This is a genomic window from Iodobacter sp. BJB302 (assembly GCF_002735645.1).
GTDB lineage: Bacteria > Pseudomonadota > Gammaproteobacteria > Burkholderiales > Chitinibacteraceae > Iodobacter.
On the sequence record NZ_PDZG01000037.1, the window covers coordinates 36,102 to 50,406 of the forward strand.

14 protein-coding genes are annotated in these 14,305 nt (G+C 46.3%); 10 read left to right on the plus strand and 4 right to left on the minus strand.

What is annotated here, in order from left to right; all coding sequences use genetic code 11:
* Positions 1–16 precede the first annotated feature (16 nt).
* Positions 17–1,249: a diaminopimelate decarboxylase gene (gene lysA, locus CSQ88_RS13040; protein ID WP_099398528.1), complete on the plus strand. Its 1,233-nt coding sequence runs from the start codon at positions 17–19 to the stop codon at positions 1,247–1,249.
* A 7-nt stretch (positions 1,250–1,256) separates the two neighbouring features.
* Here lysA and CSQ88_RS13045 read toward each other — a convergent pair whose 3' ends face one another.
* Together CSQ88_RS13045 and hpnC are read right to left on the minus strand one after the other, a co-directional pair.
* Positions 1,257–1,676 carry a thermonuclease family protein gene (locus CSQ88_RS13045; RefSeq protein ID WP_180273652.1) on the minus strand — a complete coding sequence of 140 codons (420 nt, stop codon included), beginning with the start codon at positions 1,674–1,676 and terminating at the stop codon, positions 1,257–1,259.
* A gap of 133 nt (positions 1,677–1,809) precedes the next feature.
* Entirely contained in the window at positions 1,810–2,640 is an 831-nt protein-coding gene (hpnC, locus tag CSQ88_RS13050; RefSeq protein ID WP_099398530.1) for a squalene synthase HpnC, read from the minus strand.
* A 109-nt stretch (positions 2,641–2,749) separates the two neighbouring features.
* Here hpnC and CSQ88_RS13055 point away from each other — a divergent pair, with 109 nt between their 5' ends.
* Together CSQ88_RS13055 and CSQ88_RS13060 are read left to right on the plus strand one after the other, a co-directional pair.
* Positions 2,750–3,100, plus strand: a complete 351-nt coding sequence (locus CSQ88_RS13055; RefSeq protein ID WP_099398531.1) for a helix-hairpin-helix domain-containing protein — start codon at positions 2,750–2,752, stop codon at positions 3,098–3,100.
* A 115-nt stretch (positions 3,101–3,215) separates the two neighbouring features.
* Positions 3,216–4,349, plus strand: a complete 1,134-nt coding sequence (locus CSQ88_RS13060) for a PLP-dependent cysteine synthase family protein (RefSeq protein ID WP_306475245.1) — start codon at positions 3,216–3,218, stop codon at positions 4,347–4,349.
* Between the two features lie 316 nt (positions 4,350–4,665).
* Here the strand turns inward: CSQ88_RS13060 and CSQ88_RS13065 are convergent, their stop codons facing one another.
* Positions 4,666–5,514, minus strand: a complete 849-nt coding sequence (locus tag CSQ88_RS13065; protein ID WP_099398532.1) for a 2OG-Fe(II) oxygenase — start codon at positions 5,512–5,514, stop codon at positions 4,666–4,668.
* A 336-nt stretch (positions 5,515–5,850) separates the two neighbouring features.
* On the opposite strand from CSQ88_RS13065, the gene purB reads away from it, so the two are divergent.
* Complete coding sequence (purB, locus tag CSQ88_RS13075; RefSeq protein ID WP_099398534.1) at positions 5,851–7,221, plus strand: adenylosuccinate lyase; 1,371 nt, start codon at positions 5,851–5,853, stop codon at positions 7,219–7,221.
* Between the two features lie 89 nt (positions 7,222–7,310).
* Entirely contained in the window at positions 7,311–8,768 is a 1,458-nt protein-coding gene (locus tag CSQ88_RS13080; RefSeq protein WP_099398535.1) for a YdgA family protein, read from the plus strand.
* Between the two features lie 93 nt (positions 8,769–8,861).
* Here the strand turns inward: CSQ88_RS13080 and CSQ88_RS13085 are convergent, their stop codons facing one another.
* Positions 8,862–9,200, minus strand: coding sequence for a nuclear transport factor 2 family protein (locus CSQ88_RS13085; protein ID WP_099398536.1), 339 nt, complete (start codon positions 9,198–9,200; stop codon positions 8,862–8,864).
* A gap of 329 nt (positions 9,201–9,529) precedes the next feature.
* Between CSQ88_RS13085 and CSQ88_RS13090 the strand changes: the two genes are divergently transcribed.
* The 5 genes from CSQ88_RS13090 to CSQ88_RS13105 all read left to right on the plus strand — a co-directional run bounded on the left by CSQ88_RS13090 (position 9,530) and on the right by CSQ88_RS13105 (position 14,086).
* Entirely contained in the window at positions 9,530–10,399 is an 870-nt protein-coding gene (locus tag CSQ88_RS13090) for a YafY family protein (protein ID WP_099398537.1), read from the plus strand.
* Between the two features lie 34 nt (positions 10,400–10,433).
* Positions 10,434–11,267 (plus strand): hypothetical protein, encoded by an 834-nt coding sequence (locus CSQ88_RS23410; RefSeq protein WP_257212593.1) that lies wholly within the window; start codon positions 10,434–10,436, stop codon positions 11,265–11,267.
* Between the two features lie 416 nt (positions 11,268–11,683).
* Positions 11,684–11,833 (plus strand): hypothetical protein, encoded by a 150-nt coding sequence (locus CSQ88_RS23005; protein WP_180273653.1) that lies wholly within the window; start codon positions 11,684–11,686, stop codon positions 11,831–11,833.
* The gene (locus tag CSQ88_RS13100) at positions 11,830–12,795 is read left to right on the plus strand and encodes an ATP-binding protein (protein WP_099398538.1); all 966 of its coding nucleotides are present in this window, start codon (positions 11,830–11,832) and stop codon (positions 12,793–12,795) included. Before CSQ88_RS23005 ends, CSQ88_RS13100 begins: the two co-directional genes overlap by 4 nt.
* 19 nt (positions 12,796–12,814) lie before the next feature.
* Positions 12,815–14,086, plus strand: coding sequence for a hypothetical protein (locus CSQ88_RS13105; RefSeq protein WP_099398539.1), 1,272 nt, complete (start codon positions 12,815–12,817; stop codon positions 14,084–14,086).
* The last annotated feature ends 219 nt before the right edge of the window (positions 14,087–14,305 follow it).

Here is a 14,305-nt window from a genome sequence, read left to right on the forward strand (position 1 = left end):
CTTACTGTGCCAAGCCATGATATCAAATTGCCAGATTGCCCGGATTGCCGACCAGTTTTCTACCCCTTGCTGGGCCTATGATGCGGCAACCATCCGGACACAAATTTCCCGCCTGCGCCAATTTGATGTGATTCGCTTTGCGCAAAAAGCCTCCAGCAATATCCATTTACTCAAACTCATGCGTGAAGAAGGCGTACTGGTAGATTCGGTTTCGCTGGGCGAAGTCGAGCGTGCGCTGGCGGCAGGCTTTGTGCCAGACAGCACGGCCAAACATGCGCCGATTGTTTTTACCGCCGATCTCTTAGACAAAAAATCACTGGCGCGCGTGGTGGAGCTCAATATCCCGGTGAACTGTGGCTCGCCCCAAATGCTGGAGCAACTGGGGCAGGCGCACCCTGGCCATCCGGTCTGGCTGCGTATCAACCCGGGGTTTGGCCACGGCCACAGCCGTAAAACCAATACCGGTGGCGAGCAAAGTAAGCACGGTATTTGGTTTGAACATCTTGCGGCCAGCCTGGCACTGATCGCCCAATACAAGCTCAAGCTGATTGGTCTGCATATGCATATTGGCTCGGGCGTCGATTACGATCATTTGCAAAGCGTCTGCGATGCCATGATTACCCAGGTAAACACTTGCGCTCAGGATTTATCCGCAATTTCTATCGGCGGCGGCTTATCGATTCCCTACCAAGCAGGGGATGCGATTGTCGATACCGATCATTATTTCCATATTTGGGATAAGGCGCGTCAAGAGATTGAAACGCATTTGGGCCACAAGATCAGTATGGAAATCGAACCCGGCCGCTTTTTAGTGGCGCAATCGGGTTGCTTAATTTCAGAGCTGCGCGCGCAAAAGCAAGTGGGCAGCAACTTTTTTGCCTTGGTTGATGCGGGTTTTAATGATCTGGCCCGCCCGGCGATGTATGGCAGCTATCACCGTATCAGCAGCTATGCACCCGATGGCACACCACGCGGCGGCGCGCTTCGCCCCACCGTTGTGGCAGGGCCTTTATGCGAATCTGGCGATGTATTTACCCAGATTGAAGGCGGGGAAGTCACCACCCAAGATTTACCACATTGTGAAATAGGCGATTTGCTGGTGTTTCACGACACCGGCGCATACGGCGCAAGCATGTCATCCAATTACAATTCGCGGCCACTCATCCCCGAAGTGCTGGTTGATGGCGATCAAATCACCCAAATCCGCCGCCGCCAAACCGTGCAGGAATTAATTGCGCTGGAGATGTAAGCCCCTTTTAATTCCCCTTGTTCGCCTTGCGATAATCCCAAGGCGGCAGGGGACGGGGATCTTGCCAAAGCCCTATTTTGGCCAGTCTGGCTTGCTGCTCTAAACTTTGGTAGCGCTCAAAATCGGCGCTACTTTGTTTTCCCTTGGCAAAGTGCTGGTAATGCCAGGCAAAGCCCGCCTTAATTTGTTCACTATTAATATCTGTACTTCCCTGATGCAAGACCACCACTTTGCGCTGATAACGATCGCTATCCATTACCTGCGCCTGAACTCGCTTGCGATATACCCTGCTATCCAGATTACGCCTAGCCTCGTTGCCAAAGGGCTGGCTGTATTCGGGCGCATCAATAAAAGCCAGACGCAGCTGATGCTCCTGATTGTGATCATCGCGGATCACCAGCGAATCGCCGTCCTTTACCTTAATCACTACCCCATTGATTAAGAATTGAGTGGCCTCACCGGCTCTACAGGCTGTAAGCAAAAAAAACACTAAACACAATCTGAACATCGCCCACACCTTGCTTGCAAAGTTCTGTATAGCAGCTGTGTCGTTTAAAACTCTACTTCGCCCTGATCGCCCGCCACAACAAACGTGGCCAGTCTTGCCAAGTTAATACGGGCCGGTGACGGAACACATCAGGCTGTAATTTTAATTTCTCTAAAATCGCATCACCGCCCAGGATAGTCAGGCGGATCTCCAGCCCGATCCGGCCAGGTAAAATTTTGCCCAGCGGCGCGCCTGCGTGCAGCATTTTCTGGCTGCGCCGCACCTGAAACGCCATTAAGCGCCGCCAATTGGCATCCACTTCCCCTGCAGCAATTTGCGCTTCACTCACCCCAAAACGTTCTAAATCAGCTTGTGGAAAATAAACACGGCCATTGGCCCAGTCTTTTTCAGCATCCTGCCAAAAATTAATCAGCTGTAAGGCGCTGCAAATACCGTCTGATAAAGCCAGATTTCGCGGCGTAGCCAGGCCAAAGATATACAACAAAATACGCCCGACCGGATTGGCTGAGCGGCGGCAGTAATACATCAGCTCACCAAAATCGGCAAAGCGATGCTTGGTTACATCTTGCGTAAACGCATCCAGCAGATCGTGATAAAGCTGAACAGGGATTTGGTACTGATGCGTGGCAAGCGCCAGCGCCTGATAGCGCGCCGTCACGGGTGTTTTCCCTGCAGCAATCAAATCTAATTCGGCACGGCACTGCCCCAGCGCACTGATACGCTCTTCAGGCGTGGCATCGCCCTCATCGGCCAAATCATCGGCATGACGGGCAAAGTGATAAACAGCCGCAACGGCCTTACGATATTTGCGGGGCAAAACCAAAGACGCAACAGGAAAATTCTCATAATGCCCAACGGCTTGTTCTGATGTGATGGCAACCATAAGCTGAACCTAATCTGACACGAAAAACACACAGGGCGTGCTATATTAAAGCTGCACTGCCTCGCCGAGGCACTGAGCCCGTCTGTTTATCTTAAATAAAGGGAATCTCATGAAGAAATGGCTAATCGCATTACTCGGTGCATTTGCACTGCACGGTATGACGCTTGCTGCGGTAGATATTAACACTGCCAGCCAGGAACAACTGGAAGCGGTGAATGGTTTTGGCCCTGCCAAAGCAAAAGCAATTATTGAATACCGCAGCAAAAATGGCCCCTTTAAGAGCGCTGAAGACCTTAAAAAAGTACCCGGCATTAAAGATGGTGTTTACAACAAAGTAAAAGGCGAGATTTCTGTTGGCGGTAAAGCAGCAGCTACAGCAGCCCCGGCCAAGGCCGAAAAACCTGCCGCTGCAGCGGCATCTAAAGCAGCCATGAAAGCCAGTCAGCCAGCTAAAAAATAAGCTCACAATTCAGTACAAAAGGCACCGCTGGTGCCTTTTTTTATGCCTGCCCCGCATCCCCTTTAAAATTTACTTTGGCCAGCCCGCATTATTTGCTTGAACCAGAGCGCCCCCCATGAAATGCTCTGATATCTTTCGCACCAAAGTAATGACGCATATGACTGATAGCCGCACTTGGGTTGCCCGTGCTATTCGCACGATTGAAGCCGATTTTAACCGCTCTGCAGATACCCATTTAATCCCGCTCGATTTACCGGGCTTTCCTAGCATCGATTTCTATTTAAAAGATGAATCCAGCCATCCAACGGGCAGTTTAAAGCATCGCTTAGCCCGCTCATTATTTTTATATGCCCTTGCTAATGGCTGGATCCATGCCAAAAGCACGGTCATTGAAGCATCCAGCGGCTCAACCGCAATTTCAGAAGCATACTTTGCACGGCTATTAGGCCTGCCCTTTATTGCGGTTATGCCTGCCTCCACCAGCCCCGAAAAAATTGCAGCTATTACTTTTTATGGCGGGCGCTGTCATCTGGTTGATGATCCAACCACCTTACACAGTGAATCGCTCCGGCTTGCCGCAGAAACCGGCGGCCACTTTATGGATCAGTTTACTTACGCAGAGCGCGCCACCGATTGGCGGGCCAATAACAATATTGCCGAATCTATTTTTGCTCAGATGGCATTAGAGCCCCATCCGATTCCGCAATGGATTGTTGCCAGCTGTGGCACGGGCGGCACATCCGCCACCCTTGGGCGCTATGTGCGTTATCGCCAACACAGCACCAAAATTGCCTGTGTGGACCCGGATAACTCGGTATTTTTTGATGCCTTTTGCAGCAAGGACCGCAGCTTAAGCCTGCATTGCGGTTCTTTAATTGAAGGCATTGGCCGCCCTAAAGTTGAAGCGTCTTTTCTCCCTTCTGTGATAGACAGCATGATTCAAGTGCCCGATGCGCTGTCTATTGCCGCAACACGCTGGCTGTCAGAAAAACTAGGCCGCAGAGTGGGCGGCTCCACGGGCTGTAATTTATCAGGCGTGCTGGCTCTGGCTTTAGAAATGAAAGCTGCAGGACAAAGCGGCAGCATAGTGACCCTGCTTTGCGACAGTGGCGAGCGCTACGCGCATTCTTATTACAACGATGCGTGGCTGGCAGAACGGGGGATTGATATTCAGCCCTGGCTGGAGCAGCTCAAAGCGATTACCGAACAAGGTGAAACGCTGAATTTACGGCGGGCAGATCAGAGCTAGGGCATATGTATCTACACAAGTCAGCGCACTTCCCCCCTTTGTAAAAAGGGGGGCTGATTTGCAGTTGGTGTTGGGCTGAAATTAGCCAAAAACCAAAGGCAAATCCCTCTCGCCCCCCCCTTCAGCCCCCTTTGACAAAGGGGGAGACTGCAGCACTGAAGTACTGTCATCAATTTGTGTAGATACCTATGGTGCGAGGGTGGCTCTGACGAGTGTTGTGTGGCGCACTGATTGCTGTTTTTTTTCATCAGAGCATGTCGGGTTACGCCGATTTATCCGCGCAAACCCGCGAATAAACCGTCTAACCCGGCCTGCATCAACCAAACCGCCCCTGGCGCATCCATTTAGTGGCAATCCACTTTTCGCCCTTTCTGACCGGATTACCGCCGTGTAAAGTCAGTGGGTCGGTCTGGCTTTGGCTATTACAGTATTCAAAATAAACGGCCGAGCCTTTTTTAGGCGCAACAGCAAGCCCCAGCTCAGGGAAAATCGTTTCACCGCCTTCATCCACATCATTTAAATACATCACAAGAGTGGATACACGCTGGCCGCCATTTTTTAAATGCACCTGGCTGCCTTTATCGGCAACAGGGAAATAATCAAAGTGCGGCTTATATTCGCCGCCGATTTTGTAATTTAAAATTTGCATGCCTTCGCCGTTTTCAATCGGCCAGTGCATGACTTCAGCAATGCGGCGATCCAGCCGGGCAATAAACTCATTTTCATTCACCGTAAAAAAAGTACCGTAGCTGCTGCGATCATCGATCACCTCTTCAGCCCCGGTTTGCGGATCAACAATCGTCGAGCGCTTTAATTTGCTCTTGGATAAGCGCACCAGCTCATCGCATTCATCCAGCGATAAAACATCATCCAGAATCGCCACAACCGGCTTATTCACTCTGGCACTGACCCGGACGACACGGTCATGTGTTTGAATCACCCCGCCTTCCATCGGAAAGCGGGGGCGCTCAGGCACATAAGCTGCGGCAGGCACCGGTGCTGTCGCTTGCGCTGACAAATTAGAAAAATGAAAAACAATTGCATTGGCAAAAATCGGGTCAAAACCTTTTCCTGCCATCACCTCGACCAGTGATTGTGGTACGCAGCCCCTCGCCAGATTTTCAACAATCCAATTTTGCCAGTCTGCTGTAATTTCAGTATTCATCGCCCCATCCTCTTATTGGATTTATTTATAGTGATATTCTTACAAGACTCAGCCTCTGCTGTCATCCTTATTTGTTCTGGCGTTGCAAACAACACAAGATAAATACTTTGGTAAAATTTCACTAAACTGATCAAATACTTAACATTAAAGTAGGATATTAATAACCGCCCAGCCAGGGCAATGAATATTTCGGCTCTGCCCCCGCTATAAAACGGCGGCTGCATCGTTTTTTTTACCATTTCATTTGTCTGGCCAATGCAGTTTGGCAAGAGCAGCGGGCGTGGGCTGTGGTAAAATTAGGGCCTTGATTTTTGTAGACGTGAGACTTGGCTTAGAATGGAACTTTCAGCCCTTACCGCCCTATCCCCGCTCGACGGTCGTTATGAAAAACAGCTCGCCGATTTACGTCCACATTTTAGCGAATACGCACTGGTTAAAAGCCGCGTGGCCGTTGAAATTGCCTGGCTAAAAGCCCTTGCCGCAGAAGCGGCCATTGAAGAGATTAAGCCTTTCTCTGCAGCCACCATCGCTGAACTCGATGCGGTTGTCGCCCAGTTTTCACCAGAGCACGCGCTGGAAGTGAAAACCATCGAGCGCACCACTAACCACGATGTAAAAGCCGTGGAATACTGGATGAAAGAACGCTTGTCGGGCAACGCCGAAGTCAGCGCCGCCAACGAATTCATCCATTTTGCTTGTACTTCGGAAGACATCAATAACCTGAGCCACGCCCTGATGTTAAAAGGCGCGCGCGACGCGGTGATGCTGCCAAAGCTCAAAGAAATGGTCAGTAAGCTCAAAGAGCTGGCCCACGATTTAGCCGATGCGCCAATGATGAGCCGTACCCACGGCCAGCCAGCGACACCGACCACCATGGGTAAAGAAATGGCCAATGTGGCCTACCGCCTTGAGCGTCAGCTTGTTCGAATCGAAAAAATTGAACTGCTGGGCAAAATCAATGGCGCGGTTGGTAACTACAATGCCCACATCTCGGCCTACCCTGATTTTGATTGGGAAAACTTCTGCCGCCGTTTTGTAGAAAGCCTTGGCATCAGCTTTAACGCCTACAGCACGCAAATCGAATCTCATGATTACATGAGCGAGCTGTACGACACGTTTACCCGTACCAACACCATTCTTATTGATATGAACCGCGATATCTGGGGTTATATCTCGCTGGGCTTCTTTAAACAGCGCGTCAATAAGAACGAAATTGGCTCTTCCACAATGCCGCATAAAGTAAACCCTATTGACTTCGAAAACTCCGAAGGCAATCTGGGCATGGCCAATGCGATGCTGACTCATCTTTCGCAAAAGCTGCCAGTCAGCCGCTGGCAACGTGACCTTACCGACTCTACCGTATTGCGTAATATGGGCGTTGGTTTAGGCTATAGCCTGCTGGCTTACAGTGCCTGCTTAAAAGGCCTGAACAAACTGGAAGTCAATCGTCAGGCCATGCTGGATGATTTGAACGCCAACTGGGAAGTGCTGGCCGAGCCAATCCAGACTGTTATGCGCCGTTATGCCGTGCCTAATGCTTACGAGCAGCTAAAAGAGCTTACCCGTGGCAAGAGCGGTATGACCCGCGAAGCACTGGCTGTATTTATTGATGGTTTAGAAATTCCCGAGCTGGAAAAAGCCCGCCTCAAAGAGCTGACACCAAGCAACTACATTGGTAAAGCTGTAGAACTCGCGCAACGGATATAAAATCCAATCTTAACGGGCGCCACAAGCGCCCGTTTTTCTGCCAAGCTTGCATCTGAAACGCCTTTTTGATGCGTGAGGCACGATATTGAATGTCGGAGACAATGGTGAAACGTAAAGTATTACTGGGTAGTGCAATCACAGCCGCCATCCTGTCCACAGCCTATATTGGCGGTGCCTATGTAGCTGGAAAAGCCGCTGAAAAAACACTGCAAAAGCAGCATGAATGGCTAAGCAGCCTGCCCTACTTTATTGTAAAAAATCGTGAATATCAGCCTGGCTGGTTTAGCTCAAACGAAAAAACCACGCTATTGCTTAACCCTGAGCTTTATCGCTTTTTTATTGAGCGTGCAGGCACTGAGCTGCCTAAATTTGAAGTGACTTATACCCAGCATATTAAGCACGGCCCCTTCCCACTGCTAAGCAGCTTTAATCTGCGCCCATATAAAGCAGTGGTTGAATCTGAATTCGTTTTCTCGCCGGAAACACAAAAGTTTTTAACCCAATTCTTTGGCACACAAAAACCGATTCATATTGAAAACAGAATTGGCTTTAATGACGATGGCGTTATATCTGTAAAAGTACCGAGCTTTGATTATGAAGAAGCTATTTCTGGCGTAAAAGCCAAATGGAAAGGCTTTGATGCCACACTTAATTACGGTGGTGATTTCAACAGCGTAAAACTCATTGCCAATGCCCCTGGTTTATCCGGGGAGGCCAAGGGCAAGCTCTCCTTTGCCTTTCATGATTTAACCTTTGGCTTTGATCATGTGCGTGGTAAAACCGGCGTGATGCTGGGTACAACCAATGCCAATCTGGCAGGTTTTGATATGCAGCTATCGGAAGACACCCCGATTAAGCTTAAATTAGAAAACCTGAAGTACGCTGGCAATATTGCAGAAGAAGGCGAGTTTATTAACGGCGGCGCCAATATCAACCTTGCCCGCTTAATCCTCGACGATCAGCCTTATGGTCCTGCCGAGCTGCAAGCCACTGCCAGCCATTTACACGGCCCGACGCTTGCAAAGCTGGCGGATGAATTTACTGCCCTCCAGAAAAAACAACTGAAGCGCGATGAGTTCTCAGCCGAGCTGGTTAAGCTGGTTAAAACCCACGGTATGCCGCTGCTGACGCACGACCCGCTGCTGGCTATTAAAAAGTTTGACGTTAAACTGCCTGACGGCTCAATCCGCTTTACCACCGAAGTAGGCCTCAAAGGCTTTAAGCCTGAAGACTTGGATAAACCAGTCGAATTTGTAAGTAAGCTTCACGCCAGAGCCGATTTCTCTGTACCACGCAAAGTGATCGAAACCATGGTGATGTGGCAAGCCCGCAATATGTTCGGTGGCCCGGATAGCGGCGTAGCAGCAGACGATCTAGATTATCTGGCAGGGCAATTTGTAGAAGGCCAAATCAATAAGCTGACCGATCAAAACCTGATCCGCAGCGAAAACGGCCTGCTCTCTGCCAAAGCTTCGCTGGAAAAAGGCGCTTTCACGCTCAATGGCATCAATGTACCGCTGCCCTGGCAACAGCCTGCAGTAGAGTAGTAAGCGTTATTGACGCCTGCTATCAAAAATGCCTCAGTTCAAAAAAACTGAGGCATTTTTTTATTTCAGCGCAACCGCCATATTGGCAGCGAATCAAGCCGTAAAAAAGAACACCTGCTCGATCAACCCCTGTGCGCAGTGATACACCACAATCACCGACTCTGGCTGCTCACCACGCCCGTGCACCCACTCGTGATCTACCACCTTATTGCCCGACACCATGCGCTGGCTTACCTCCGCCCGCTGCTGCGGATTGGCGAATGAAGATGCCGCATAGCGCGCACGAAACTGCTCTAATCCCTGCACACTAGGAGCAGTGGCCGGCAAATGCCAAACCTGCACATCAGGGCTATAGCAGGCACAAAAAGCATCCAAATCCTTCGCGTTGTAGGCTTCCAACTGATCCTGAGCAAGCTGAGCAGGGCTTCGCATCGTTTCTCCATGAGGGGTTTGCAGGTAAAACTTCTTGGCTTAGGGCAACTGCTTGCACGGGCTAATTGAAACCTATTACCCCCCACAAATACCACTACGCCAGCGGCGTCTGAACTCGAACGGCTGAGCTTAAAAAACACAATCATAACAACTCTAATTTGCAAGTTAAATGCGAAATTTAGTCAAATAGCATAATGAACTGCCACACCCTGTCAGTACCCTATGCTTAAATACCCAAATGAAATAAGCCATAAGCATGGCGCATATACCGAAAGCTGTGTAACATCGCGGCGCTAAATAATTAAAAATAAATAAAGCATACCCAAACAATGAAAGTAACAGAGCACGACACACTTGCATTTAGAATTGCTGCAATTTTATTAAAATTAAACCAAGGTGAAACATTTAGCAGGCAAGACTTAGCCAATGAATTTAATGTCAGCGAGCGTACCATTTATCGCGATTTAAATCGCCTAGGTGGAATTGTAAATCGCCTAAAAGATGACCGCTATCAACTTGCGGCAGAATACAAAGGCAAATTTACCAGCAAAGATTTAAACAGCTTTGCCAAATTAATGGGCGTAGAAAATCTATTCCCAAATACCAGCCAACGTTTTCTCACCGCACTGCTCGATACCCTGGCGCAAAGCAGCATCTTGGTTAAAGGCCATCAATACGAGCAATCTAATGACCAGCATTTCAATCAATTAGATCAAGCCATACGCCAAAAATCGCTCTGCCATTTGCAATACGCTGGCAAAGCCAGAACCCTTGCGCCCTATCGCCTCGTAAATAGCAAAGGCATTTGGTATTTAGCCGCCAGCGAAAATCAGCAGCTAAAAACATTTACCCTCAGCAAAATCAGCCAACTACACATCAGCACAGAAACATTCACTCCGCAAAAAGACATCCAGCAAGAAATAGAATTAAGTGATGATATTTGGTATAGCCAAGAAAAAACCGAAGTCTTACTCACCGTCGCCCCACAAGCCGCCTACTACTTCCTGCGCCGCAAACTATTGCCAGAGCAAGAAATAGTCAAAGAAATGGAAACCGGCGGCCTTATCATCAGCAGCCAAATCGGCCATAGCCAACAAATCTTGCCACTGATCCGCTATTGGATCCCACACCTAAAAATAGTAACGCCTACTTGGCTTCACCAAAAACTAGTCAATGAACTTTTACAGTACCCGCTGTAAATAAATCGAAATACCCAATTTAAAGGAACCCCCAGTGCAAAATAACAAAGTAATTATTTATTGCGAATCATGCAATCAAAAAATGCGTGTTCCTTATAACGCAGGACTTATTAATGTTTCATGCCCATCATGTAATAATATTAAAAAATATAAGCTTAATGGTATCAAAAGCGTTGATAGTAAGGATGAAAACAAACATATTATCGGCTGTATCAGCTGCGAACAAAAACTCCGTGTTCCATTAAACTCAAAAACATTAAAACTGTCCTGCCCTGCATGCAACATTGTATGGGAATCTTCAATTGAAAATTTAACGCTTGTAAATTCTACAGAAAATACAACCAATCATTCTAATAATGCTTATGGTAGGGATAGCACTTTTTCTAGGGCTGATACCGGCATGGCCTTCACGATGTCAGAGTTAGAAGCTATCAAAACAGAATGTCATTCAATGGTCACCAACCGAGCATCACTTTCCGCAGTATCCTCCGCTGTTCCAATGCCGGGAGTTGATATCGCTGCAGATGTCGCCATTATGCTTGAACTTATTCCTGCCATTAATCGAAAATTTGGGTTATCACAAGAACAAATTGAAGGATACAGCCCAGCGACTAAGCATCTTATATATCAAATAATCAAAAAGAATGGTACAGCATTAGTTGGGCAAACAATAACCAAAACACTGATTACCCAAGTAATGAAAAAAGTTGCCGGTCGTACGGCCGCTAAACAAGCACTAAAATTCGTTCCCTTTATTGGCTCGGTGGCAAATGCAGCGATTGGCTTTGGTGCAATGAAATATCTAGGTAATTCCCACATCAACGAATGTTTTGAAGTTTACAAAAAAATATTAGCCAAGAAGGGCTAATAATTAATCCACCCTTGCTTGCTGCGAAATTGTTAAGCTTCTTGAAAAAGGGCTAAATTCAAAATACAGACCGAAATAATAAAAGCAGAAATAGAAAGTAATGAAGACATTTGATATAGCAGCGACAAAACCGAAGTCCTACTTGCCGTTGCCCCGCAAATGGCCTATTACTTTTTGCGTAGAAAACTGCTGCCGCAACAATAAACCATCAAGCAATTAGAAAATGGCGGCTTAATTATCAGCAGCCACATTAGCCATGCTAATCAGATACTGCCGCTCATTAGATATTGGATTCCGCACGTATGAATCATCAGTTCTAGCGAATTGCTACTGGCTTTAGAAAATGAAGTAAAACAATATTTCACAACGGCTTAAATATTTAGCCTTCGCAAATTTAAACATATAAAGGAAATAGCATGGGCAACAACAACTCCTCACTTGAAAGCTTAGCCGCATTTGCAATTGTATTTGTAGTTGGTGTGATTTCGACAGTGGGCTTGGGGAAGTATATTGAGAAGGTTAAGAGGGATGCTGTGAAAGACACAATCACAATGGAAAAAAAATGAAATATGAATCGAGTGACTCAAGTGGCCTTCAAGCACCTTTCAGAGGTAAATTAAAAGAAGAACAAAAAAAAACAAATACGTCCAACTATCAAACAAGGAAAGCTAATTTTAAATTAGACAAGGACGTTATTCTTGCAGAATCAACAAAAACTCAATTTGATGAGTGCCTAGCGAAACTGCGTTTTCATAAAACAATTTATAGTGACTGGGGATTTTCGTCGGTCGACCCACTTGGCATGAGTACCATATTGAATTTTTATGGACCACCAGGCACAGGTAAAACACTTGCAGCCGAAGCCCTTGCAGGCACCCTAGATTTACCATTTATTCAACTTGGCATTGCTGAGTTAGAAAGTAAATTTATGGGAGATACTGCAAAAAATATTCAAGCTGCATTTGAAGCTGCTCGAGAAAGTAGTGCAGTCATTTTTTTTGATGAGGCAGATACTCTCCTTGGCAAACGCCTCTCCTCTGTAACACAAGGGGTCGATAACGAAGTGAATGCCATGCGATCTACACTTCTTATCGAATTAGAACGATTTGATGGCATCGCTATTTTTGCCACAAATTTTGCAAAAAATTATGATGAGGCATTTCGTAGCCGAATTAGCCACCATATCAAATTTGATTTACCTGATTTCGCAGCCCGAAAACGAATGTGGGATCGGATGCTTGTAAAAGGCATCCCTATCGCAGGTGAACGGGGGCTGTTAATTGAAAATTGCAGTGAATTATCTGATGGCTTTTCAGGAAGAGAAATCCGCACCTGCATGCGCTTATCACTGCCCAAAGCATTACTCGCAGCTGAATCATTAGGCCTGGATGCAAAACTATCAATTGAGCATCTTGAATCTGCAATCAAACAAATACGCAATGCAAATGCCGAAGTTGCCTGTGGAGGTACCCGTCGCCAATCAATAGGCGATGCCATAGCCAGCAAAAAATTACTCGGCATTAACTAATTAAAAGGAATATATCATTATGGGCTTTATTTCGAGTTTATTTTCTATAGCTAAAAGTGTCGTTTCAACCACAACTAAGATTGTAAATACGGCATGGAAAAAAACAAAAGAAGTAGCTGTAGAAGCAGTGAGCTGGATGGCAGATAAAGCTGAAAGCTTTGTAGCTAAAGTCAAAGAAACATGGGCGATAGTTAAACCTTATATACAAAAGATAACACCACTTTTATCCAAAATTGCAAATGCAGTACCGATTCCTTGGCTTAAAGCTACAATTTTAGCTATCGAAAAAGGTTTAACAGCATTACTTATGCTGGAAAATTCGCCTATCCTAAAAAAAGTAGAAGAAGCAATTAATTGGGCAATTTCTCTTGCTCGTAAACTTAAGGAGGCGTTTTTTAGCGAGAAAGAAACTCAAGAAGCACAAGCACATAAAGAAGCTTTCGAGGAGGCTGCACAGCATGTACAACAAGGATCCGAGGGGGCTAAAGCTATTCAATTAGCAGCTATGCTTAATGACTATGTATTAGTTCAAAGCGCTATTAAAAAAATTATAGATACAGACTCAATTGCTGACTTCGAACATTACTTACGCCTACGTGCTACTCAAAAGCTATTAGATAGCGTAGAAAAAACATTATCTGCAGCCCAACATTTTGATGAAATCAGCCTAGATGATATTTTCTTAATCAAAGCAGGAGCAAAGCTGCTTGCTGAAAAGCCTGTACTTTCAGATGAAGAAGTGATTTATTTGGACAATATTATTTATGACCGCCATCAGAAAAAACTCATTCCCTTTGTATTTGAAGAAATGGTTATTGCTTGGGGGCACAATCTGTCTGAACTTGAACATAAATGGACCAATTCAAACAAAGAATATTCAAAAGAGAAAGTATTGCACCGCAGACTTGAAACGGCAAAAAAACTGTCTGAATTAAATTCTGAAGAAGAAGAAATGCTCAAAGAGCTTTCTATTTCCACGCCTAAACTTAAATCAGAGCTAGATGCGCTTGCAAAAAGAACACGAGAAATGAGTAATTATATATTTGCAGCAGAAGGTTTTTTGCAGGTTCTTGAAAAAACTCCAGAAGAGTTAGAAGAAGAGGACAAAGGCTATCTTGCTGAGGAAGGCGGCCGAGTGGGAATGATTATTATTAATTGCGCTCAAAATGGAAAAACTTGGGAAGCATTGGATGAAGAAGAACAAAGCCTAATCATTGATTTTGCTAATATTTTTGAAGAAGAAAGCAAAAAGCGCGTAGAAAAATTAACTAAAATTGAGGTAGCAGCATGAGTATCGGAATTGAAATTTTAAGCTTCTTAGTCCCCAGTTTAAATCAACCCATTGAACTATTTTTTGCCTCGCTCATGTTTGGGGGAGCAGGAACCCCCTGTGTCAGGATAGTTGAGATACTCCCTTTTCAGGGATTCTAACTTACTCAGGGGGCTGGTTACTTATCATGTCGCGTATTCCCAAGGCTCGTAAAGATGCCATTTTAAGCAAAATGCTTGC